The following is a 21,727-nucleotide window of genomic DNA, read 5'->3' on the forward strand; positions in this document are numbered from 1 at the left end:
ATTAAGGGTGCCATCCCTGTTCTATCCGGATGGATTGCCCATATCCTTATCGGTTCCAGTGGCGTATTTCTCGGGTCAGGAATGCATCATGTTTCAGAGTTTGCCGTGGCGAGGTCAGGGTAACGTGGCGGAATTGCCTCCGCCTCCGAAGAACGAAATCGTCAAGCCGCCGCGCCCTGTTCTGGGTCTTGCCCTCGGCGGCGGCGCTGCACGGGGATTTGCCCATATCGGCGTGATCCGTGTGCTGGTCGAGGCGGGCTATGACGTCGACGTGATAGCTGGCACCTCGATCGGAGCCGTGGTTGGCGGCTGCTATATAGCCGGCAGGCTCGACGACATCGAAGATTGGGCTCGCAGTCTCACCAAGCGCCGGGTTCTCAATTTTCTCGATCTCAATTTCGGTGGCAGCGGCCTGATGTCCGGCACCAAGCTGGCCCTTCTCCTGCAGAACGGGCTCGATGGTGTGCAGATCGAAAACCTGCGCATTCCCTTCGTCGCGATCGCCACCGAGATCGGCCCAGGCCATGAAATCTGGCTGACGCGCGGCAATCTGGTCACCGCCATGCGGGCCTCCTATGCCCTGCCCGGCATTTTCGAGCCCGTGCGCGTCGGTGGGCGCTGGCTGATGGACGGCGCGTTGGTCAACCCCGTGCCCGTCTCCGCCGCACGCGCTCTTGGCGCCCGGGCAGTGATCGCGGTCAATCTCAATGGCGAGCTGACCGGCCGCGGCGGCGTCATCCATACCTTCGGCGCCACCTCATCCGAAATGGACGATCCTCCCGTGCCCAAACGCAACGGCTTCGGCGCTGCCACGTCGATGGTCCGCCGCAGATTCGGCTTCGCCAGACAGCGCGAGGAGCGTCAGCGCCGCACCTCCCCCGGCATCCACACGGTGATGATGGAGGCCTTCAACATCACCCAGGATCGCATCTCGCGCTCACGGCTCGCCGGCGACCCGCCCGATGTTTCGATCGGACCGCGCCTTGGACGCATCTCGCCCTTCGACTTCCATCGCGCCGCGGAGGCCATCGACATGGGTGCCGAGGCCACCTTGAAGTCCCTCGACGACATCAAGGAAACCATGGAAGCCTTGGCGTAGATCATCGGCGGGAGGGTGATCGCCCAAAACCTGCCCTGACGGACAGCAGCATGGTCCGTGGCCTCATTCGGTTGCGGTCAGTTCGCCAACACCGGGTCGTGACAGATGCAGCACTTGAAAGGCCGTTCCCGCTTCCTCAGGCGGCTCGCCGGCCCATAGCTGAAAGACCACCAGCTTCCACTCGGTGGGATCGACCGCCAGGGCCGACAGACAGCCTCCATCCCGCGCGGCTTCGATGGTCAACCGCTCGCGTGCCTCGGCAATGGCGCCAGCCGGATCAATCTCCGCCGCGATCATCTGTTCCCTTAGCGTTGCAAAGCGTGCCTCCGACAGAGACGACGGGCCAGACAGGCATGAGATGCCTTCCCAGCGCCGCACCGACGGCCGGCCGAAGGCAGCGACAAGGCCGGCAAAGCCGCCGCCGTCCCACAGGAACCGGCCCATGCCTTCCGGCGAGGCCCACAGATAGAAGGGCGCATATTGGTTGACGGCAGAGCCGCGCACGCCCTTTTCCCGGATCAGATAGGCCTTGATCCCCAGTCCCGGAAAATCGTCGAGCAAGGGGCCCTTGCTGGCTACGCGGGCACGGATGCCCCCCATGTCGTAATCGGCTGGCAACGTGATGACATAGTGCATGGCTTCCATTTGAGCCTCCTCACACCGGCTCGTGCCATTGCACGGCACGGCCATTCTGCAGCGCCTGGACGCTGACATAGATGAAGGCATCGGCCTCTCCAGCCCCATGCCAATGCAATTCACCGGGCGCGAACCAGACCGCGTCGCCCGGGCTGAGTGCGACGAGCGGGCCGTCGCGCCGTTGCGCCAGGCCGCTACCGCTCACCGCCAGCAGCAATTGCCCCCGAGGATGGCTGTGCCAATGCGTACGCACGCCAGCATCCAGCATGGCACGCATCGCGGTAGGCTCGCCGTCCTGCTCGCCCGCGATCAGATGCTCCACCCGGAAGGGGGCGGATGCGATGTTGTCCGGCGCGTTCTCTATCGCCTCGCCTGCCCGGATTACGGTCATCTCGTTGGGTAGGCCCGGCGGGTTCATGCGGGTACCTCTTCCACCATCTGCGTGAGGCCGTTGCTGAAGGACCAGCCGTCTCGCTCGGTGGTAGTGATGACGATCATGACGTCGTCGGGCCGCAGGCCCGGCGCCTGCGTGAGCAACTGCACCGCACGCCGGTAGAATTGCTGCTTCACCGCCGTGCTGCGCGGGCGCCCCGCCGTGATGGCGATGAGCACGAAATCATCGGAACGCTCGCCGCTGAAATAGCCGCGATCATAGATCAGCGCTTCCGGATCGAGTTGCTCGATGATCTGGAAACGGTCGGCCTGCGGAACCTCGAAGGCTTCGACCAAGGCGCGATGCAGATTGTCCGACAGGGTGCGGAGATAATCGGGGGATTTTCCCTTGCGGAGCGAGATGCGGGCGAAAGGCATGACGAATGTCCTCAACTGCAAGGCCTGCTGCCTTGACCCGCACATCATCTCATTGCATGTTCATCCTGAAAATCAGGAAATATTTGATATTTAATCCTGAAAAATAGGACGATTATCGTGCGCCTGGTCAATTTCGACATCGACGTGCTACGCAGCTTCGTCACCGGCATGGAACTGGGCAGCTATGCCCGCGCGGCCGAGCATCTCGGCCGTTCCACCTCCGCTGTCAGCGCCCAGCTCAAGAAATTGGAGGAACAGGCGGGAACGGCCCTGTTCCGCAAGGCCGGCCGCGGCCTGGCGCTGACCGAGGCTGGCGAGACGCTGCTGACCTATGCACGCCGGCTGCTCGCCCTCAACGACGAGGCGGTATCGGCTCTGGGCGGTGCCGATCTTGCCGGCCATGTCCGCTTCGGTGTGCAGGAGGATCTCGGAGAGACATTGCTGCCGCAAATTCTCGGCCGTTTCGCACGAGCTCACCCCAAAACGCGCATCGAAACCCGGCTTGCCCGCAATGCCGACCTGTTGAAACGAATCGCCAGCGCCGAACTCGACCTCGCCATCGCCTGGGGCGATCAGACGAGGGAGGCTCCGGCCGCCATGGCCGGCGAGCATCTCGCCGACATCGCGATGCGGTGGATCGGCCATCGAGACGGACTGTCCGGGTGGCGACCCGGCGATCGACAGGCAGGGCCGGATGAACCTTTGCCGCTGGTAATGTTCGAGGCTCCCTGCCTGTTTCGCAGCGTTGCGACCGAGACGCTCGACCGCGCCGGCATTGCCTGGCGCATCGCGGTGACCAGCACCAGCCTCGCCGGTCTATGGGCGGCGATCTCGAGTGGACTGGGCGTAACCTTGCGTACCGAGATCGGCCTGCCGAGCCATCTTGCCACGCTCGGCGAGGAAAGTGGGTTGCCGTTGCGATTGCCGACATTACCGCTGCTATTGCATCGCACGCAGGCACAGCACAATGCTGCCACCGACCGGCTGAGCGAGATCATGCGGGAGAGCCTGAGCCAGCCTCTCCTGCCCAAAAAAGTCGCCTGACGATCCCGGAGCAAATCGCGCTGACGTCTGCTCCTTCAAAGCATCCCTGCATTTGGGGACGATTGCGCCGGCTCGCAAACGCGAAGGCCCAATGCAGTTTACTTTGGGGGAAGGCACTCCGATTTGTCATAGCCGGGCTTGATCCGGCTATTCAGAAGCCACGGAACCGGATTGCCGGATCAGGCCCGGCAATGACAAAGGTGGTGCAAGCGTGACGACGCCTGCGTGAACCACATTGGCTTTAGGCCGTAATATATTCGCGCATCGCCTTGGCTTCCGCTTCCATTTCGGCCAGGCGGAACTTCACCACGTCGCCGATCGAGACGATGCCGACCGGCAAGCCATTTTCGACCACCGGCATGTGACGGAACTTGCCGGCCGTCATCCTCTCCATGATGTGGGGAATGGTGTCCTGCTCGTGAACGGTTTCGACCTTGGCCGTCATATGCTTGGATACGGGATGTTCGAACCCCTCGGCCGAGGCCTTGGCCAATGCGCGCACGACATCGCGCTCCGACAGGATTCCGGCGATGCTGCCATTTTTGTGGGTGATCAACACTGCGCCGATGCGCTTTTCGGCGAGCGTCCGCGAAGCTTCGGCAATGGTGGCGTCCGGCGACAGAGCGACGATGTCGCGGCCCTTGCCCTTCAGGATCTGTGCAACAGTCATAGATACTCTCCTCAGACTGAACGTGCGCCTGCAGCGTCTTGATCTTGGGGGAGAATCCCGACGAGGGACGACCAGCCCCATCTAAGATGATGGCGTCTGCTCGCCCATCGCGCAAGGGGTTGGTTCAAATGCAACCAAGCAGTGAATCGATTTACGGTCTCTGCCCTCAGGAACCTGAACCCGCCCTCACAATGAACTCGACGAGGGCCTTGCGCCGTTCGACATCATCCATCCCAGCATAGATCATGCGTGTGCCGGGTACCACGGCCTGCGGCGCCGCGATGAAGCGATCGAGCGTGGCGGCGTCCCAGGTCAGCCCGCTTGCCTGCATCGCCGGCGAGAAGGGATAGCCGGGCAGTGTGCCGGCCTTGCGGTTCGCAAGGCCCTGCAGGATCGGTCCCGTCGCGGAGCGCGCCCCGCGTCCGATCTGATGGCAGTGCGCGCAGGGTTCGAACACCGGGTCGAACGTCGCCTCTGGCGGGCGGATGTCGGCCACGACCTGGGCAGACGGCGGAGGCGCCGCGACCTCGCCGGCCGAGCGCAAGGCAATGAAGGTCCCGACCGCGACACCACCAAGCGCCGCGGCCAGGCCGAACCAGACAGTCCTGTTCACGAGGTGAGCGCGCGGCGCATCTTTTCCAGCGCCTCCTCACGGGGGGCCTGGTAGTCGATCAGCGTCACCAATTCACCCTTGGCGTTCATCAGATAGACCGCCGTGGAATGGTCGAAGGTGTAGCCGTCCCCCTCCCCGACCTTCTTGGCGTAGACACGGAACTTCTTGATGATGTCGGTCACCTGCTCGGGGGTGCCGGTGGCGGCGGTGATGCGCGGATCGAAGCTCTCCAGATAGGTCTTGAGCAGTTGGGGTGTATCGCGCGCCGGGTCCACCGAGACGAACACCACGTTGAACTTGTCTCCGTCCGGTCCGAGCGCCTTGAGGCGATCGGTCATGTCGGTCAGCGTGGTCGGGCAGGCATCAGGGCAATTGGTGTAGCCGAAGAAATAAGCGGTCGGCTTACCCAGGAAGTTGGCCTGGGTCACCGGCTTGCCGTCCTGATTGGTCAGGCTGAAATCACCACCGATGAAGCTGGACTGGGCTGTCGGCTTGCCACCCATGCTCTGCAGCGCCAGCACCCCGGCTGCCGCCAGCACGGCGAGCAGCGCGACGAGAACCACCAACTGGAGACGATTGGATTTGAGAGTCATGAACGCCTCCCGTCTCAATGGTTGCTGTGGTCGGCCTCGGCCGGCTGCTTGGCACCGATGGCTTCGACCTTGAACTTCACGGACACCGTACCGGCTTTCTCGAACACCAGCGTGCCGTCGATGGACTGGTTGGGCTTGAGCTGCTGCTTGAGCCCGGTGAACATCAGATGGAAGGATGACGGGCTGAGTTCAACCTTGCCGTGAGCGGGAATTTCGAGCCCGCCTTGAACGGGCGCCATCTTCATGACGCCATCCTGGTTCGACATCTGGTGGATCGAAAAGCCGGAGGATGCCGAGAAACTGCCGCCGATCAGCCTGTCGGGTTGATCGCCCGTATTCTCGATAGCGGTGTAGCCGCCTGCGACCGGCGCCCCCTGCGGGGTGGCTCGAGTCCAGGGATGGGCGATCTGGAGCGTGCCAGCCTTGTAGTCATGGGCGAGGGCCGCGGAGGCGAGCGTGGAGGTGAGCACCAGAACACTGAGTATCCGGGCGCCAGCAAATGAAACGAGCTTCATGGAAAAACCTGAACGATGTCGAACAGCCTTGCAGGCTGCGGGGAAGGACTGGCGAAAATGGTGAACCGTTCAGCTCAATGGCGGCCCGCGTGGCCAGGCCTGTCGGCGGTCCTGCGGGACCAGCGCCAGGAATGCCCGTGTCGGGAGGAATTTGAAGGCCTGTGGGAAACGGACGATGCTGGCAACCGCCAGGATCGTCGGCAAGGTCGGAGCCAGACGCAGGGCACACTGGTCACAGGAATGGCCGCCATGCGCCCTGTCACCGGCATCGCCGTCGCCGAACTGGCAGATGGTGACGACGGTGCCCGCGATGATGACGGTCGCGGCGCCGTCCCGGCCGCCCTCCCGCGCGAGGGCGCCACCCATGCCGTTGAGCAGCAGCCCAAGAGCAAGCAGTGCGGCAAGACATTGCCGCAGCAATGGGGCGAGGCGGGACGGAACCATGGCGGCATATGCAGCCGAGCGGCGCTTGAAAGTCAAGGCGGCGCCGTGGCGCATGAGCCGCCGCAGGGCGATCGCGGTTGGGGCGCTCAGAAATGAGCGTCCCTACCGTGCGATCAAGGCGCGCGCCGGCCGATATGGGTCCCGAAAAACAAAAATGCCGGTCTTCTCAGCTCCATCTCTTGATGGCACCGAGAAGACCGGCAGTCGTCAAAGCTCCAGAGCAAAGCGCGCATTTTAACGGTAGCGCTTCCTTGCTCTATCTCCTCGTTTCGACAGCTTCTGTGATCCAGGTCAGTTCCCGGATCGCAGAACGTTCTAGTCGTCGCGATAGACACGCTCACGACGCTCATGCCGTTCCTGGGCTTCCAGCGACAAGGTCGCGATTGGCCTGGCATCGAGGCGCTTGAGCGAGATCGGTTCACCCGTTTCCTCGCAAAAGCCGTAGGATCCGTCCTCGATGCGGGCAAGTGCCGCCTCGATCTTGGAGATCAGCTTGCGCTGACGATCCCGGGCCCGCAATTCGATGGCGCGATCCGTTTCCGAAGAGGCACGATCGGCTAGATCGGGGTGGTTCTCGTTTTCGGCCTGCAGATTGGCGATGGTATCCTGCGCCTCGCGCAGGATGTCGAGCTTCCAGGCATTGAGCTTGCGCCGGAAATAGTCCCGCTGACGCTCGTTCATGAAAGGCTCGTCGTCAGTCGGCCGATAATTGGTATCTACACTCAATGAAGTCATGTAAGAATCCCAACACTCCGCTACTGGGCGAGAGGTCTATAGTCTCAGTGACGCGCCACGACAATGATCTTCGTTGTCACCGATTCGTTGAAAACGATAAAGTTGTGCACATGGCTTAGGGGGTGGCGTCCTCCTTGCTCTTTAGAATGAGGCCGCCGGCGACATCCGTCACGCCCGGCCTCGGCAGGGCATCGAAGGGCATCGGCCGTGTCGCCAGCATTGCCGCCAGTCCGAGGCGCGCCGTGAGGATACCGTTCAGGACCCCCTCGCCCAGCTTGGCTGATATCCGCGAGGCCAGGCCGTGGCCAAGCGCCTGGCTGATCAGGGAATCACCGGCGGCCATTCCGCCGGTGACAGCGAGATTGCCGAGGGCATGGCGCAGGAGCCGCATCATGCCGAGGCCACCCGGCCGGCCGCCATAGAGCGTCGCCAGCCGCCGGATCACGCGCAGCGTCTCCGCGCTCACGAAAAACATGTCGACCAGAGCACGCGGGCTCACAGCGGTGACCAGCGACACCCGCTTGGCCGCATCGGCGATGATCTGCCGGGCCTCCGCATCGAGCGGCCCCATCAGCTCACGCTCGGTGACCCTGATCAAATCGGCGCCATCGACGATATCGCCCGCCGCCGCCTCCACCGCCGCACGGGCCCGGGCCATGCGGGGACTGGCGGCATAGAGCTTGACGAGATCACGCGACAGGCCGCGCGCCGCCTCGCGGTCATCCTTGGCAATGGCCAGCATCGCCCGATCGTGCAGATGCTCGATGCGCGACAGGCGCATCAGGCCGGTCAGTTCCCGAATGGCGATGACCGCGAAAGCCAACGCCGCAAGCCCGGTCAAGGCAGCGCCGAGCCAGCCGAGCCAGCTTGCATAGGAGAAGAGATCGTCGACCAGCTTGGCGAGCGACAGACCGACGGTGAGCGAGACCAGTCCGCCCACGGCCGACCAGAACAAGGTGCCCCAACGCGAACGGCGAGGCCGTTGCGGCGCGGGTTCGGCAACTTCCTCCTCGAACGCCTCCGGTTCGGGCGTCACCACCACGTGGCCGCGCCGCATCGCCGCCGCCACTGGCGTATCGGCCATCACCACATTAGGATCGTCGAGGCGGAAGGCACGCGGCTTGCGGGGTTCCGTCATTATTCACTCACGCCAGTTTATCGCCGACCAGGAATTCGAGCGCCCGATCCAGGCGAATATGGGGAAAGATCTGTCCTTCTTCCAGTCTGGGCGGGCGGAAGCGGATGAAACGATAGTCGACCCCGCCTTCCCGCAGGTTTTCGAGGCCGTTGAAGCCAGTACCCGAGAAGACTGCGTCGGGGTCCTCGGGCAGTTCACCCGGAAACACCGCGATCTCGGCCTCACCGTCAAAGACCTCGTCGGCCGAGCGCTCGCCGGCCATGGGCGTGCCAATGATGCAGGGCAGGTTTTCGCGGCCCTGCTTGACGCTGGCTTCCCGCGTCGCGCGGATGGAGGCGAGCGCCACCACATCCACGCTGGCGCCTGAAAAGGCGGCCCGGCCGATCGCGCCATCTGCCATCTTGCGCAGGATCGCCTCGAGACGGTCATGGCTGGTGTGATGCAGATGGTCGGCCTTGGTCGCCGCGAACAGGATCTTTTGGATGCGCGGCCGGAAGATCGCCGACCACCAGCTATTGGCCCCGACCCGAAAGGCCGACAGCACCGATGTCAGGGCGGTTTCGAGATCGTGTACCGCCTGGGGACCGGCATTGAGCGCCGAAAGCGCATCGACCAGCACGATCTGACGATCGAGCCGGGCGAAGTGATGCGTGAAGAAGGGCCGCACGACCTTGTGCTTATAGGCCTCGAAACGCCGCTCCATCATGGCATGGAGGGAGCCCGATTGTGCTTCCCCGGCCTGGGAAAGATCGAGCGGTGCAAAGGTCAGGGCCGGCGAACCTTCGAGATCGCCCGGCAGCAGGAAGCGGCCCGGCGGCAGGGTCGAGAGTGCGAAGCGCTCGTCGCGCCCAGCCTTGAGATAGGCCGTGAAGAGCGCCGCCGCCTCGCGCGCCAGGGTCTCGTTCTCCGCGGCAGCAGGATCGAGCCTGGCCAGCATGTCATGCCAGGGACCGGCGATGGCGAGACGCGATCCCTCGCGGCTGGCGGCAATCGTCTGCGCCGACCATTCGGCGTAGCTCATATTCAACAGCGGCAGGTCGAGCAGCCATTCGCCGGGATAATCGACGATATCAAGGGTCAGCCGCGACATGCCCGTGGCAAAGCGCCGGTTCGACTGGAAATCGATGACCAGGCGCAGTTCCGAGATCTGGCGTGTAGAATCGGGCCAATGCCGCCCCGGCCCGGTGAGATCGGTGAGATGGGCCTCATAGTCAAAACGAGGCACCGTATCGTCCGGCTGCGGCGACAGCGAGGAATTGGCGATGCGACCCTCGGCCTGGGCGCGAAACACCGGCAGGCGTCCGCCCTCGACAAGGGCCTGCACCAAAGCCGTGATGAACACGGTCTTGCCGGCACGCGAAAGGCCGGTGACGCCGAGGCGGACGGTGGGATTGAAACTCGACGCGGCGAAGCCCGCCAGGCTCTTGGCCGCGATCAGCGCTTCGTCGAACACGGACATCCAGGAGGGAGCTTGTGGCGGCATGGTCCGCATCACTTAGGGGCAAGTGCGGCAAAATTCCAGCATGACAGTCGAAACGCTACAATCATGGCTGTCGCCCAGCCTGGGCATTGCCCCGCAAACCGAGGAAGGCTCGCGCCCAAAAACACCGCGGCCGGGACCGCGGACATCTTGTCCGCTCGTGGAGACAGGCGCGTGCAGGCTGGGGACTGTCAAGACACCACGTTGCGCACGAAACGCACGACGATCTCCCCGGCGTTCACATAGCTGTAGGACTGCGCGCTGTCGAAGATGAGGAAATCTCCGGCCGGGACGACCTGGTTCCCTCCTCCGGTCTCGACCGTCAGCGTCCCCTCGGTGACATAGAGCATCTCGCGCCACCCATCGGCGTCCGGCAGCGCATTGTAGCGGTCTCCCGGGCCGAGGCTCCAAATCCAGAGCTCGGCCGCCTGCCGCGCCGGAGCGGCGCCCAAGAAGGCAGCCCTGCTGCCGGGATGCGCCCCACGCCAGCCGAGTTGATCGACACGCTGATTGCCGGCCTGGCCAGGATCACGGACGATCGCCCCGAAGTCCACGCCGAGGACTCCGGCCAGCCGGTCGAGATTGGCCAGCGAGATATTGGCGTCCCCCGCCTCCACCGCGACGATCAGCCGCCGGCTGAGGCCGCTGGTCTCGGCAAGGGCCGCCTGGCTCAACCCCGCCGCGGCGCGCAGGCGCCTGACATTAGCTCCGACATGGACGAGCACGTCCGTCATTCCACCCTCATCCCTGCCATCTTCGTCCCTTGACTGCGCAATATAATGCACATATGGATGAGCAATATAATGCGCAACAGGCAAGGCGGCAATCGGTCATGAAGATTCGCAATTTCGGCGTCGAGATCTGGATGAATGGGTATGAGAACCATTGTTCGCACAATCTGGCGGAGACTTGCGTCGAATCCCTGACGATCGCGCAATTGCTGGAGATCGCCGGCAAGCCCCAGAGCGCGCTCGACGACCTCTTGGCCATGAAGATGACCTATGGTGCCATCGAGGGCAGCGAGAGGCTGCGCGCCAGCATTGCGGCGACCTATGCCAGGCAGAAAATCGAGAATATCGTGGTGGCCCACGGCGCGATCGGCGCCAACGCCCTCGTGCACGAAACCTTGGTCGAGCCCGGCGACCGCGTGATCTCGGTGCTGCCGACCTATCAGCAGCATTATTCGATTCCTGCCAGCTATGGCGCCGACGTGCAGATCCTGAAACTGCGCGAGGAGAACGGCTTCCTGCCCGATCTCGAAGAACTGCGTCGCCTCGCCCTGCCCGGCACCAAGCTGATCGCCATCAACAATCCCAACAATCCCACGGGCGCGCTGATGGACGAGGCCTTCCTGACCGAGATCGCCGCCATCGCCCGTGCTTGCGGCGCCTATGTGCTATGTGACGAGGTCTATCGCGGCATCGACCAGGAGGGCGACGGCTTCACCGCCTCCATGGCTGATCTCTATGAGAAGGGCATCAGCACCGCCAGCATGTCCAAGGCCTATTCGCTGGCGGGCCTGCGCCTCGGCTGGATCGCTGGCCCCGTCGACCTCATCCACGCCGTCTCCATCCACCGCGACTACAACACCATCAGTGTCGGCATGATCGACGATCATTTCGCTACCATGGCGCTGGAGAACCGTGACAAGGTCCTGGCGCGCAGCCGTTCGATCGTGCGCGGCAACCTCGCCATCCTCGATGCCTGGGTCGCGGAGCAGCCGCGGATCAGCTATCTCAAGCCGCGCTCGGGCACCACGGCGCTCTTGAAATACGACCTTCCCGTCGCCTCGGAAGCCTTCTGCATCCGCCTACTGGAACGCACCGGTGTGTTGTTCACGCCCGGCAGCGCCATGGACATGGAGGGATATCTGCGCATCGGCTACGCCAATGGCAGCACGGTCCTGCGGGAGGGCCTCACTCGCGTGAGCGAGTTTCTGAAAGAGTTCGACTAAAGCCCTGCCATAGCGAACATTATCGGCATTTCCAGCCTACCGGCGCCTCAGCATCTCCACCCGCGCGTGCGCGCTGCTGCGCCGGGCGGCCTCGGCCACCTCCCTGGAGACGATGGTCTGCCCGATCGGTGCGATGGCGATGCCGGCAAGCTTGAGGTGCTGGATGCCGAAGGGAATGCCGATGATGGTGATGAAGCAGAACAGCGCCGAGCAGACGTGGCCGATCGCCAGCCAGAGGCCGGCGAAGACGAACCAGATCACATTCCCAATCAAGCCGAAGCCGCCGGTGCCGATATCGTCCTTCTGATAGAGCTCCCGCCGGCTGATCGCCTCGCGCCCGAACGGAAAGAAACAGAAGTTCGAGATCGTCAAGCAGGCCCGCCCCCACGGAATGCCGACAATGGTAATGAAGGCAAGCACGCCGAGCAGAAACCAGGCGATACCCAGGAAGATACCACCAAAGACGAACCAGATCAGGTTTCCGATCAATCGCATCAGCCTGTCCTTCCAATCCACTGAACTTGCTGCTAAATTACTCGACATAAAACGCTCTAGCGATCCAGCGCTTTGGGCGTGAGAAACAGGGCTAGAGAGCCCTGATGACCGGCAATTTCGTTCCAGTCGTCGATCTCGAAGTCGAGAACGGCAAGGGCAGCGGTAGGAAATTTGCCGCTGAGCGGATCGGCCACAGTCCCCGCTCCCTTCGTCAGGAAAGCCGCGACCTGCTCCAGGCCGGGATTATGCCCGACGACCAGCAGGGTCCCTATCTCGGGCGCCACCGTCCGGATGACGCGCAATATCGCTTCCGGCGGAGCCTCATAGATCGCCCGCTCGAAATGTAGCGTGTGTGGGCCCAGGCTGCCCTCGATCAGGGTCAGTGTCTCGCGCGTGCGGCGCGCGGTCGAGGCGATCACATGATCAGGCCACAGGCCGCGCCGTGCGATCTCCCGCCCCATGCGCGGCGCATCACGCTGCCCCCGCGACGCGAGCGGACGTTCATGGTCGGAAACGCCCGCGGGATAATCGGATTTTGCATGCCGCAGCAACATCAGGCGCTTCATTGATCAATCACTTAAGATTTCTTCGACAATGCAATGATTTCAGGCCGATATTCGAAATGCATGGTATCGTAGTGGTACCACTTCCCGCCCCAGATAAAGCCGTGCTTTTCGAAAACCTCGACAATCTCCATCGGGATGCGGTTCTTGTAGGAGACCTTGTCCGTCTCCTTCTTGGCACCGCCCCAGCGCCAATAATCGGTGAACTTCACATTGATGTCGATCGCAGCGGCATAGGCGTGCATGCTCATGCGCGAGGTGCCGGCGATCACGCGGCAATTGAAAGTTCCGGCCGAAGGCTTGAGATAAACGTGGAATTTGGCCGGCAGGGCCTCGAGATCACGCGAGACGGCCTCGAGCCGATCGGCAACGCCATTGGCTGTGGCCACGCGCAGCGTGCCGCCTCCCAAGCCGGGCAGCCACTGGATTGTCTTGAGCTTGACCTGCCCTTTCGTGCAGTCTCCATACATGGCATCGAACAGTGCCTGGTTGCGGGCGCGGCCGGGATCGTCGGCCGGCGTGGCCGGCTGCTTGTAATGCACCCCAAGCGTATAGGGCATGGCGAACATGTCGCGGATATCGGCCTTTTCGATGCGCTGTTCCGGCGTCTTGCTGGCGAGACCGTTCGAAAGTGCAATATGCTGGCCGTTCTTCAGGATGAGATCCTTGGTGTCATAGCCGGCGATGAAATCGGGATAGGCCGCCACCAGGGCATCCAAGTCGGTATCGGCCATCGCCGTCGACGCAAAGGCCGTCGAGATCACGAAAGCCAGCATTCCCGTCCGCATGACACTTCTCATTGGCCAGCCTCGGCGCGCTGGATCAGAGCGACATTGGCTTTCTCGACGGCGCTGAGTTCGATATCCCAGGTCCAGGGACGGTACCAGGAGAATTGGGAGAAATAGGCGCGCAATTGCGTGTCCTTCATATAGCGCCCACGGCGCGCATAGATCTCGTTGCGGGCTAGGCGCAATTGCTGCCCCGACAGGCCCGAAATATCGTTCCAGTTCAATCGCCTGGTCCCTGATTCCGGCAAAATGAATTCAACCTGACTGTTGCGGGGCGCAGGTGCGGGGTCAACCGGCTCCACCGCAGCCTGCTGCTGGAATTCCGGCTGCGCCTGAGGCTGAGGTTGAGGCTCGACAGCGGGTTGCGTTACAGACTGAGAATTCGCCTGAGGTTCGACCGTTATCGCCTTGACAGGTTGAGGCGTCTCCATCTTTCCGGACATGGCGAAGGAACCGATGATGGCCTCGTTCACCCAGGGAGTTCTGGCTGCCCTGGGTCGACTGGTCGACATCGGCCCTGACCTGGCCGAACATCTGGCGGATGTCGAGGCCGGGCGTCTCCATATGGGCAAGCAGCGCGGTGGTGAAGGGCGAGTTGCGCCCGCTGCCATCCTGGGCCACCGAGCCCGGCGCCGTCGAAAAGGCGATCAGCGTGCCCTTGGCCGAGGAGGCGTCGAGATCGATGCGCGCCAGCCCGCGTGTACCAGCCCCCCGCGTCAGCTGGCGCGTCAGGGGATTGTCGCGGCACGAATCCAGGATCACGATCTTCACCTTCGGCGCCGCGCTGTCGACCAGTTCCAGAAGCTTGTCCAAGGACAGGGTCTGGGTATCCAGATCGAGCTCGTCCGAGATCTTGGCCGAGACCGGGACGAGGTAATTGCGCCCCTTCACCTGCACGCCATGGCCCGAATAGAACACCACCACGCTGTCGGCATGATCGGCATCGCGCAGGAACGCCCTGAGCCCGTCATTCATCGCCGACAGGTCGCCATCCTTGACCAGGGTCACCGCATAGCCGATCCGCCCCAGCGACGCCGCCATGTCGTTGGCGTCATTGGCCGGGTTCACCAGCGGCGTCACCGAGCGATAGGCACTGTTGCCGATCACCAAGGCCGCCTTCTGGGCCGCCAGAGCCTCGCCCCCGACTAGCAAGCCGGCGAGCAAAAAAGACTCCACATAAAACGTCGCATCATCATGGTCCGACCGGTCCTGCCCCACCTTGGCAGAGTATCACTTTTTGTTAACACATCGAACGCGCGAAAAGGCACATCGAGATGTGCCGATTCCCGCCGCACAATTTTCCGGAAAGATGCCTGTGGCAGGATTGTCACGCCCTCCAACCGTCTCATGATTCAAGGCAATTTCGCCGATTTCATCCTTGCAACGAAGCAGCGCTTGCGGCCATGAAGGCTGCCACCCAAGTGTTGTGTACGGGATCGGAGAGGCCGTGGATTTGCGCCAGGCAGCCGCCATTGCGAAACAATTCATGCCACGGCCGGGCACACCGGCCAGCCTCGCGGTTCTCGCCTTGTTTGCAGCGACCGGCACGGTTCAGGCGGGCGATGAGTCCCAGCCCATGCAATTCAGCATCGTCGCGTCCGGCAAATCCTGCCCGGGATGCGTGGTGATCAACGCCTCGGGCCAGGTCGTTGACGAAACTTCGCGAAATTTCTCTGTCTTCCTCTCGCAGAACCGCCTGAGCGGCGTCCTGCCGGCGGAACCTGCGGACGGGCAATTGCCGGCCGCCGATGCGCCGAAGGTGGTCATTGCCTTCGAATCGATCGGCGGCAAGGTGCAGCCTGCCTTGATCATGGGACGCCGCATCCGCAAGGCCGGGTGGACGACTGTGATCGGCCAGGCACGCCTTCAGCGCGGTCAGGCTGTCTTCAATCAGGCGGGCTGCTTCTCAGCCTGCACCATGGTGATGCTTGGCGGCACGGCGCGTTTCGTCGTGCCCGGCTCGAAGGTGGGCGTGCATCAATTCTCGCCGCAATTCACCGACGGCGAGAGCTTTGATGCCCGCGAAATGGGGCAGATCGTGCGCGACTATGGCCGAGAGGTCGTCAGCGTCTATGATTTCGTCAAGAATATGGGGGTGAACGAAGCCTTCTTCACCACCACCCTGCGCACCCCGTTCAACAGCCTCGACGTCCTGCCCGAAAGCCAGTGGATCCCGGTCGGGGTCGCCACGGCTCTGCTGCCGGCCTCCGATGAACCTGTCACGGCTTCCAGCCTGCTTGGTGGCGGCGGGACCGACCAGCCCATGGCCGCCGTCGCCAAGCCGAGCGTGGGGCTCAAGACCTCGCCCGGCACCCCGTCGGCCAACCATGGCCGCTGGACCCTCATCCAGGCCGTGGGCCTGCCGGCAACCGCGGAATTTGCCAGCGAGCAATTCCGTGTCGCCCTCGCCTGCCGCGACAACAAGACGGCACGTCTCGAACTCTCCTTCAAGGCGCTGGCGCCACTCGATCTCGAGCGCATGCGTGCCGCTGCGGTGTCGGCCCGTTCGCTGAGGATTGCCGGACGCCAGATTGCAATCGACAGCGTTGGGGCCGCCGGAAATGGCGAACAGAGCATTGCCGCTCTGCTCGCCGCCAAGGATGTCAAGGATCTGCCTAGAAGCGGCAATCTCACCGTTGCCGTGCTCAACAAGGCCGGTGAACCCGTCGGCCGTTCCGAGGCAGTCCCCACCGAGGGCGCCTCGAAGACGCTCGACGACGCCATGGCTGCCTGCGGCGCTTGAATAGCGATGCGCGGGCGCGTGGGCGCCCGCTATCTCAGGACGCCAAATCCTCTCGGAGCCTCGGCTCAAGCTTCAATGTAGCTTATCGGCGTCCCAGGCTGCCCGCATGGCATCGTCAACCGAGGCGAAATGCGACGGTACGTCGGCAGTCTCCTGGGCGGTCTCCTCGGCATGCGGCTTCTCTTCACGAATGACCAGCACCGAGCAACCGGAATGGCGGACGATGGCGCTCGCATTGCAGCCGAGCAGGTAGGTCGCCACACTGGGTTGATGCGAACCGACCACCACGAGATCGGCATGCTGCTCCTCGGCAATTGCCAGCACTTCGTGATAGATACCGCCGATCCGCACGACGCTCTGCACCTGGCCACCCGGCAGCAACACCGTACGGGCCAGATCGGCGAGGGATCCCTTTGCCTTTTCGGCGACTTCGCCTTCAAAGCTCACGGGCACCGTATCCAGCATCATCAAAGGCATGATCGGCACGACATGGACCAGGGTCAGCGTCGCGCCGGCGGTATCGGCAAGTTTCACTGCGCTGTCGATGGCGAGTCTGGCCAATTTCAGATCCGCAATATCGACAGGAACAACGATCGACTTGAACATCTTGTCTACTCCCGTTGGCCGAGCATGACGCACAGAACAGAATAGACGCTATGGCGTCACGCCTCAGTTGAAAGAGCACGCCCCGACCGTCATCGGACGGCTGTACCTAGAGCAAAGCGCGTTTTGGTAGAAACCCGCTTTTACTCCAGTTCTTTGGTTCGACGCGTCTTTGCGATTTGAAATGCCTCCGTCAAATAGCAAAACGCTATGAATCGATATAGCGCCCCCTGACGAAATGCAAACGCCTGGGATGCCGAAAAGTTCAGAGCACGCCGAGTTTTTTCTGCAGGGAAGAGGATGAGGTTGTGTATTGGAAGGTCAGGCGTTTCTCCGGGTAGATGTAGCGGAAGGCCTTCTGCGCCATCAACGCGCCTTCATGGAAGCCCGAGAGGATGAGCTTGAGCTTGCCGGGATACCAGTTGATGTCGCCGATGGCGAAAATGCCCGGCTGCGAAGTCTCGAAGGTCTCGGTGGAGACCAGCACCAATTCCTCGTTGTGCAGGTCGAGGCCCCAATCCGACACTGGCCCGAGCTTCATGGTCAGGCCGAAGAAGGGCAGCATATGCTCGACCGGCAGGGTATAGAGATTGCCGGTATCCTCCTTGACCACGGCGCCCGAGAGCTGGCCATCCGCCCCTTCCAGGCCAACGACCTGCCCGAATTTCAGGTCCATTGCACCGGCCGCCGCCAGGGCCCGCATCTTCTCCACCGAGTGGGGAGCGGCTCGGAAGGCGTCGCGGCGGTGCATCAGCGTCACGCGCTTGGCGATGGGCTGCAGGTTCAGCGTCCAGTCGAGGGCAGAATCGCCGCCGCCGACGATGAGCACGGAGCGGTCGCGCAAAGCCTCCATCTGCCGCACGGCATAGGAGACCGACTTGCCCTCATAGGCTTCGATGCCCTCGATCGGCGGCTTCTTGGGTTGGAAGGAGCCGCCACCGGCAGCGATCACCACGGTCTTGGTCTCGAAGACGTCGCCGGCATCGGTGGTGACCCGGAACAGCGGATCACCGATGCGCTCGATCGTCGAGATCATGCGCGAGAGATGGAAGACGGGCGAGAAAGGCTCGATCTGCTTGAGCAGATTGTCGACCAGCTCCTGTCCTGTGACGATCGGGAAGCCAGGAATGTCGTAGATCGGCTTTTCCGGATAGAGCTCGGCGCACTGGCCGCCGATCTTGTCGAGAATGTCGACCACATGCACCCTGATATCGAGCAGACCGAGTTCGAATACGGAGAACAGGCCGACAGGCCCGGCGCCGACGATGAGCACGTCGGTCTTGATAATCTCAGTCATGATCTGTCCGATGGGTGGTTTAGCGCCTGCTATGGGGCAGCAAGGCTGACCAAAGTCAACGAAGCGCATCGCCTCGTCAACTCCGCAATTGCGATCAAATCAGCGCAGCTAGGGTGAGGCCACCGGAGACAGATCATGACCCGACACGAAACCAGCCTCGCTTATGCCGCTCGTATCGAGCGGGTGATGAGCCATATCGCCGAGCGTCTCGACGATCGGCTCGAACTCGACGATTTGAGCGATATTGCCTGCTTCTCGCCCTATCACTTCCACCGCATCTTCGTCGCGGTCACGGGAGAGACGGTGGCGGAGGCTGTGCGGCGGTTGCGCCTGCATCGTGCCGCCGTCGAGCTCAACCGCTCGCAGCACACGCTGGCGCGCATCGCCACGCGGGCCGGCTATGGCTCGGTGGCGGCGTTCACCCGCGCCTTCTCGACGGCCTATGGCTCGCCGCCAGCCACCTATCGGCGTGCCGGCCAGGATCTGCGCCCGGTCCTCCAGCACTCAGGATCTCAAGCCATGACCCGTGCCACCGCTTTGCGCGAAGCCCTGCATTACGACGTCACCATCGAGGATATTCCGAAACTGAGGCTGGTCACCCTGCCCCATCGCGGCGACTATCAGAAGATCGGCGCAAGCTTCGAGCGCCTGTTCGCCTGGGCCGGCGGCAACGGCCTGCTGCGATCGGGAGCGCGGATGATCGGCATCTATTATGACGATCCCGACAGCAAGCCTCTCGCCGAATTGCGCTCCGAGGCCGGCTTGGCCGTGCCCGAAGACAGCCCGCTCGGCCCCGACATGGCCTGGCGCGAGGTCGGCGGCGGCCCGGTGGCACGGCTGGTGCACAAGGGGCCCTATGCCGATCTCGATGTCGCCTATGCCTATCTCTATCACAGCTGGCTGCCGCATTCCGGGCGTCAGCCGGGCGATGCGCCCTGCTTCGAGGAGTATCTCAACGATCCCCGCGGCGCACCGCCTTCCGAATGGCTGACGGCCGTGAACCTGCCCTTGAAGTAGTGCCCTCCTGGCTCAGAGCAACTCGAAAAGGCTGTAGACTGGCCCTCCCGGCCGCCGGTCGCCGACACCCACGGCAAGGATACGGTTGAGCCAATCGTAGTTCGGCGTAGCGGTTTCGAATGCCGCGCTGATGCGGAAATAGTAGTCGGCCGGGTCAACCCGGCCGCCCTTGGCCAGTTCAGCCATCAAGGCAGGAGGACCGTGCCGCAGCCCACGATAGGACATGCCGATCAGGGCTCCATCGGTGGTTTTGAGGATCAATCGCACGTCCAGTGTCGTGCAGCCGTCCTGCCGCATGATCTGCCAGTCGCTGCCGCCCTCGAGCACCTCACCGGACAATCGCTCGCCTTCGAAACGGCCGCCAGCGACGACACCGACACGCCGATCGCCGTTCGGCGTCGTCCCGAAACCGATCGGCTTTGCTACGTCGAGCTCGATCACGAAAAGGGGCTTGGTTCGGATGCCTTTCAGCGCATCGGGCAGTCCGTCGAAGGATGGAAAGGACATTTCGAACCACTCCTTGCCAACGCATCTTGCCATTTGCCGGAAGCACTTCAAATCGCAAAGACGCGTGAAAATATTGAGTTAGAGAAAAAGTGGGGCTCGGAAAAACCGCGCCTCGCTCGTGGGAAGCAACGGATCGCCCGCCTTTGAGGCGTGGCCATTCTCAGGGGAGATATCCGGCGGAAACAAGCCGTCGCCCGCTCACCCCTCGTAGCTCACGACGATCTCGCCGATCCCCTCGCAGCTGCCGCGCAGAGTGTCGCCGGGTTTCACCGAGCTGACGCCGGCGGGCGTGCCCGTCATCAGGAGGTCGCCGGGCGCCAGCGCCACATAGCGCGACAGATAGGCGATGGCCTCCGGCACCGACCAGATCATCTGCGACAGGTCTCCCGATTGCTGCACCTTGCCATTGACCGCCACCTCGATCCTGCCCTTGCCGGGGTGGCCGATGCGCGCAGCTGGCACGATGGCGCTGATCGGGCACGACTGGTCGAAGCCCTTGGCAAGTTCCCAGGGCCTGGACAGTTTCTTCGCCTCGGCCTGGATGTCCCGGCGGGTCATATCGAGGCCGACGGCATAGCCATAGACATGGTCGAGCGCCCGTTCGACTGGAACGTCCCGTCCCGCCCGTCCGATGGCCACCACCAGTTCGATTTCGTGATGCAGGTCCGCGGTCTGGCTCGGAAACGGCAGCAGGCCGCCCGGATTGACGGTGTCGGCAGGCTTGGCGAAGAAGAAGGGCGGCTCGCGCGTGGGATCAGCGCCCATCTCGCGGGCATGGTCGGCGTAGTTACGCCCCACACACCAGATGCGGCGCACCGGAAAGACGGCGGTTTCACCGGAGACCGCAACGAAGGCCTGTGGTGGCGGTTCAATGACATAGTCCATCGCAAAATCTTCCTGGTTTAATGAGAAAGCTCCGGCTCATCGGGCGGGCGAGCGAAAGTCAGTCGAACACTTCCCTCAACCGCTTGACGATATCTGCCACACCGAACCTGACGGGGTCCGTCGTGGGCAGCCCCTCGGCGTCGGCGATATCGGCCAGGCAGGACCTCGCAGCAGCCTCGTCCAGGGCCTGGGTGTTGACGGCGATGCCGATGCATTGAATGCCCGGATTGGTGAGGTGGCCATTGGCGATGGTAGCGTCGATGACGGCGCGAATGCTCGGCAAGGCGGCAGGCACGCCGCGCATGGTCCTGCGGGTCGGTTCATGGCAGACGACGAAGGCGTCGGGCTGGGCACCATGCAGCAGCCCAAGGGTCACACCGGCGAAGGAGGGGTGAAACAAGCTGCCCTGCCCTTCGATCACGTCCCAATGATGGGGATCGGCATCCGGACTGATCCATTCGGCGGCACCGGAGATGAAATCGGCCACCACCGCATCCACGGCGACGCCGCGCCCCGAAATCAGGATACCGGTCTGGCCCGTAGCGCGGAAATCGGCGTCGAGCCCTTGGGCCCGCATCTCCCGCTCCAGCGCGAGGGCAGTGTACTTCTTACCCACCGAACAATCGGTACCGACGGTGAGCAGCCGCAGGCCGCTGCGCTTGGTGCCCTTGCCGGTGGCGAAACTCCGGCTCGGGATACGCACGTCGTGGAGCTGCCGGCCATGACGCCGGGCGGCTTCGGCAATCTGCGGAAACTCCTCCAGCCTGCGATGCAGGCCCGAGGCGACATCGAGCCCGGCCTCAAGCGCCTCGACGATCACGCTGATCCAGTGCTCCGGCAGGACGCCACCGGCATTGACCACGCCGATCACCAGCGTCCGGGCACCACGCCCGACGCCCTCGGCAATGCCGAGGTCCTCCAATCCCAGATCCGCCCGGCACCCGGGCAGGCGCAACTGGCCGACACACCAATCCCGGCGCCAGTCGACGATACCCGCCGCAGTCTTGGCGGCAAGCTGATCGGCCACGTCGCCGACGAACATCAGATAGGGCTTTTCGATTTGCATGGGACGGCGACCTTCCTGAAGACCTGCGCGCA

The 21,727-nt window shown here is 63.2% G+C and carries 27 protein-coding genes; 5 read left to right on the forward strand and 22 right to left on the reverse strand.

Translation table 11 applies throughout. The features are described 5' to 3' along the window. Nucleotides 1–88: 88 nt before the first annotated feature. Nucleotides 89–1,099 carry a patatin-like phospholipase family protein gene (locus ACR9ZN_RS12130; RefSeq protein WP_434956702.1) on the forward strand — a complete coding sequence of 337 codons (1,011 nt, stop codon included), beginning with the start codon at nucleotides 89–91 and terminating at the stop codon, nucleotides 1,097–1,099. A 63-nt stretch (nucleotides 1,100–1,162) separates the two neighbouring features. On the opposite strand, the gene ACR9ZN_RS12135 is transcribed toward ACR9ZN_RS12130, so the two are convergent. From ACR9ZN_RS12135 to ACR9ZN_RS12145, 3 genes are read right to left on the reverse strand one after another with little or no spacing between them, the layout of a single operon-like run. Then, the gene (locus ACR9ZN_RS12135; protein ID WP_481272332.1) at nucleotides 1,163–1,744 is read right to left on the reverse strand and encodes a DUF4865 family protein; all 582 of its coding nucleotides are present in this window, start codon (nucleotides 1,742–1,744) and stop codon (nucleotides 1,163–1,165) included. Between the two features lie 10 nt (nucleotides 1,745–1,754). Beyond that, entirely contained in the window at nucleotides 1,755–2,153 is a 399-nt protein-coding gene (locus ACR9ZN_RS12140; protein ID WP_481272333.1) for a cupin domain-containing protein, read from the reverse strand. Next, nucleotides 2,150–2,545 carry a tautomerase family protein gene (locus ACR9ZN_RS12145; protein WP_454814141.1) on the reverse strand — a complete coding sequence of 132 codons (396 nt, stop codon included), beginning with the start codon at nucleotides 2,543–2,545 and terminating at the stop codon, nucleotides 2,150–2,152. Before ACR9ZN_RS12145 ends, ACR9ZN_RS12140 begins: the two co-directional genes overlap by 4 nt. 117 nt (nucleotides 2,546–2,662) lie before the next feature. Here ACR9ZN_RS12145 and ACR9ZN_RS12150 point away from each other — a divergent pair, with 117 nt between their 5' ends. After that, entirely contained in the window at nucleotides 2,663–3,589 is a 927-nt protein-coding gene (locus ACR9ZN_RS12150) for a LysR substrate-binding domain-containing protein (RefSeq protein ID WP_454814142.1), read from the forward strand. 241 nt (nucleotides 3,590–3,830) lie between these two features. Here the strand turns inward: ACR9ZN_RS12150 and ACR9ZN_RS12155 are convergent, their stop codons facing one another. The 9 genes from ACR9ZN_RS12155 to ACR9ZN_RS12195 form a co-directional block, all read right to left on the reverse strand. Further along, nucleotides 3,831–4,259, reverse strand: coding sequence for a CBS domain-containing protein (locus ACR9ZN_RS12155; RefSeq protein ID WP_434956707.1), 429 nt, complete (start codon nucleotides 4,257–4,259; stop codon nucleotides 3,831–3,833). Nucleotides 4,260–4,425: 166 nt separating this feature from the next. Further along, complete coding sequence (locus ACR9ZN_RS12160) at nucleotides 4,426–4,872, reverse strand: c-type cytochrome (protein ID WP_454814143.1); 447 nt, start codon at nucleotides 4,870–4,872, stop codon at nucleotides 4,426–4,428. After that, nucleotides 4,869–5,465, reverse strand: coding sequence for an SCO family protein (locus ACR9ZN_RS12165; protein WP_441771904.1), 597 nt, complete (start codon nucleotides 5,463–5,465; stop codon nucleotides 4,869–4,871). The genes ACR9ZN_RS12160 and ACR9ZN_RS12165 overlap by 4 nt, the downstream gene beginning before the upstream one ends. Nucleotides 5,466–5,479: 14 nt before the next feature. Then, nucleotides 5,480–5,980: a copper chaperone PCu(A)C gene (locus ACR9ZN_RS12170; RefSeq protein ID WP_434956709.1), complete on the reverse strand. Its 501-nt coding sequence runs from the start codon at nucleotides 5,978–5,980 to the stop codon at nucleotides 5,480–5,482. A 69-nt stretch (nucleotides 5,981–6,049) separates the two neighbouring features. Continuing rightward, nucleotides 6,050–6,424, reverse strand: coding sequence for a hypothetical protein (locus ACR9ZN_RS12175; protein WP_454814145.1), 375 nt, complete (start codon nucleotides 6,422–6,424; stop codon nucleotides 6,050–6,052). A gap of 315 nt (nucleotides 6,425–6,739) precedes the next feature. Continuing rightward, nucleotides 6,740–7,159 carry an RNA polymerase-binding protein DksA gene (gene dksA, locus ACR9ZN_RS12180; protein ID WP_068290966.1) on the reverse strand — a complete coding sequence of 140 codons (420 nt, stop codon included), beginning with the start codon at nucleotides 7,157–7,159 and terminating at the stop codon, nucleotides 6,740–6,742. Nucleotides 7,160–7,274: 115 nt separating this feature from the next. Then, a complete protein-coding gene (locus tag ACR9ZN_RS12185; protein WP_481272334.1) occupies nucleotides 7,275–8,297 on the reverse strand; it encodes a YcjF family protein in 1,023 nt (340 codons plus the stop codon). A 7-nt stretch (nucleotides 8,298–8,304) separates the two neighbouring features. Further along, entirely contained in the window at nucleotides 8,305–9,780 is a 1,476-nt protein-coding gene (locus ACR9ZN_RS12190; RefSeq protein ID WP_454814147.1) for a YcjX family GTP-binding protein, read from the reverse strand. A gap of 188 nt (nucleotides 9,781–9,968) precedes the next feature. Further along, on the reverse strand, nucleotides 9,969–10,511 hold the full coding sequence (locus ACR9ZN_RS12195; protein ID WP_454814148.1) for a helix-turn-helix domain-containing protein: 543 nt from the start codon (nucleotides 10,509–10,511) through the stop codon (nucleotides 9,969–9,971). Between the two features lie 98 nt (nucleotides 10,512–10,609). On the opposite strand from ACR9ZN_RS12195, the gene ACR9ZN_RS12200 reads away from it, so the two are divergent. Then, the gene (locus ACR9ZN_RS12200; protein ID WP_454814149.1) at nucleotides 10,610–11,731 is read left to right on the forward strand and encodes an aminotransferase; all 1,122 of its coding nucleotides are present in this window, start codon (nucleotides 10,610–10,612) and stop codon (nucleotides 11,729–11,731) included. Nucleotides 11,732–11,767: 36 nt separating this feature from the next. On the opposite strand, the gene ACR9ZN_RS12205 is transcribed toward ACR9ZN_RS12200, so the two are convergent. The 5 genes from ACR9ZN_RS12205 to ACR9ZN_RS12225 are packed head-to-tail and all read right to left on the reverse strand — an operon-like array spanning nucleotide 11,768 to nucleotide 14,741. Next, the gene (locus ACR9ZN_RS12205; RefSeq protein ID WP_454814150.1) at nucleotides 11,768–12,226 is read right to left on the reverse strand and encodes a YccF domain-containing protein; all 459 of its coding nucleotides are present in this window, start codon (nucleotides 12,224–12,226) and stop codon (nucleotides 11,768–11,770) included. Nucleotides 12,227–12,282: 56 nt separating this feature from the next. Next, entirely contained in the window at nucleotides 12,283–12,780 is a 498-nt protein-coding gene (locus ACR9ZN_RS12210; RefSeq protein ID WP_481272335.1) for a SixA phosphatase family protein, read from the reverse strand. 23 nt (nucleotides 12,781–12,803) lie between these two features. Next, the gene (locus tag ACR9ZN_RS12215) at nucleotides 12,804–13,577 is read right to left on the reverse strand and encodes a M15 family metallopeptidase (protein WP_454814152.1); all 774 of its coding nucleotides are present in this window, start codon (nucleotides 13,575–13,577) and stop codon (nucleotides 12,804–12,806) included. 8 nt (nucleotides 13,578–13,585) lie between these two features. Beyond that, nucleotides 13,586–13,879, reverse strand: a complete 294-nt coding sequence (locus tag ACR9ZN_RS12220) for a YARHG domain-containing protein (RefSeq protein WP_481272336.1) — start codon at nucleotides 13,877–13,879, stop codon at nucleotides 13,586–13,588. Beyond that, on the reverse strand, nucleotides 13,866–14,741 hold the full coding sequence (locus ACR9ZN_RS12225; protein WP_481272337.1) for a caspase family protein: 876 nt from the start codon (nucleotides 14,739–14,741) through the stop codon (nucleotides 13,866–13,868). The genes ACR9ZN_RS12220 and ACR9ZN_RS12225 overlap by 14 nt, the downstream gene beginning before the upstream one ends. 283 nt (nucleotides 14,742–15,024) lie before the next feature. Between ACR9ZN_RS12225 and ACR9ZN_RS12230 the strand changes: the two genes are divergently transcribed. Next, nucleotides 15,025–16,320 (forward strand): COG3904 family protein, encoded by a 1,296-nt coding sequence (locus ACR9ZN_RS12230; protein WP_481272338.1) that lies wholly within the window; start codon nucleotides 15,025–15,027, stop codon nucleotides 16,318–16,320. 72 nt (nucleotides 16,321–16,392) lie between these two features. Here the strand turns inward: ACR9ZN_RS12230 and ACR9ZN_RS12235 are convergent, their stop codons facing one another. Both ACR9ZN_RS12235 and ACR9ZN_RS12240 read right to left on the reverse strand, forming a co-directional pair. Beyond that, nucleotides 16,393–16,926, reverse strand: coding sequence for a universal stress protein (locus ACR9ZN_RS12235; protein ID WP_441773969.1), 534 nt, complete (start codon nucleotides 16,924–16,926; stop codon nucleotides 16,393–16,395). Between the two features lie 262 nt (nucleotides 16,927–17,188). After that, entirely contained in the window at nucleotides 17,189–18,220 is a 1,032-nt protein-coding gene (locus tag ACR9ZN_RS12240) for an NAD(P)/FAD-dependent oxidoreductase (protein ID WP_434956721.1), read from the reverse strand. A gap of 135 nt (nucleotides 18,221–18,355) precedes the next feature. Here ACR9ZN_RS12240 and ACR9ZN_RS12245 point away from each other — a divergent pair, with 135 nt between their 5' ends. Next, a complete protein-coding gene (locus ACR9ZN_RS12245; protein ID WP_481272339.1) occupies nucleotides 18,356–19,237 on the forward strand; it encodes an AraC family transcriptional regulator in 882 nt (293 codons plus the stop codon). A 12-nt stretch (nucleotides 19,238–19,249) separates the two neighbouring features. Here the strand turns inward: ACR9ZN_RS12245 and ACR9ZN_RS12250 are convergent, their stop codons facing one another. The 3 genes from ACR9ZN_RS12250 to dgcN form a co-directional block, all read right to left on the reverse strand. Further along, entirely contained in the window at nucleotides 19,250–19,744 is a 495-nt protein-coding gene (locus tag ACR9ZN_RS12250; RefSeq protein ID WP_454814156.1) for a DUF3237 domain-containing protein, read from the reverse strand. 198 nt (nucleotides 19,745–19,942) lie between these two features. Continuing rightward, a complete protein-coding gene (locus ACR9ZN_RS12255; RefSeq protein WP_454814157.1) occupies nucleotides 19,943–20,629 on the reverse strand; it encodes a fumarylacetoacetate hydrolase family protein in 687 nt (228 codons plus the stop codon). A gap of 58 nt (nucleotides 20,630–20,687) precedes the next feature. Continuing rightward, entirely contained in the window at nucleotides 20,688–21,695 is a 1,008-nt protein-coding gene (gene dgcN, locus ACR9ZN_RS12260) for an N-acetyltransferase DgcN (protein WP_454814158.1), read from the reverse strand. Nucleotides 21,696–21,727 lie beyond the last annotated feature (32 nt).

This window comes from Labrys sp. HAY1-8F (assembly GCF_056754975.1).